Raw genomic sequence first — 384 nt, 5'->3', positions numbered from 1 at the left:
AAGGTTAACGACGGTTAGATTCACCTCTTACACAGCACCTGAGAAAACAGCCTGTACTGGAATTATTATGTGAATAATTACCTCAAAGGCAAAGCGCCTATGAATATGGACCTGCTTTACTGGAATGGTGACAGTACCAACCTGACTGCAGCATGTCATAATTTTATGCTGCGTAACCTCTATCTAGAAAACAAGCTGGTAGAGCCAAAAGCGATCAGTATTCGTGGTACTAAAATTGATTTGAGCAAGGTAAAAACACCAATTTATATGCTCTCTACGCGTGATGATCATATTGCGCTTTGGCAAGCCACATTTAAAGGTGTGAGGTGCTGTGTAAGAGGTGAATCTAACCGTCGTTAACCTTTAGCAATACGTATTTGCTTA

Annotated in this window: 1 protein-coding gene; it reads left to right on the top strand. The window is 40.6% G+C overall.

What is annotated here, in order from left to right; genetic code table 11:
- The first annotated feature begins 69 nt into the window (after positions 1-69).
- On the top strand, positions 70-360 hold the full coding sequence (locus tag ACXAC4_RS27890; protein WP_475168566.1) for a hypothetical protein: 291 nt from the start codon (positions 70-72) through the stop codon (positions 358-360).
- Positions 361-384: the final 24 nt, after the last annotated feature.

The organism is Pseudoalteromonas sp. AWM4_233 (genome assembly GCF_056158285.1).
The sequence above is the reverse complement of the archived record's forward strand: the minus strand, read 5'-3'. Positions and strand labels throughout refer to the sequence as shown.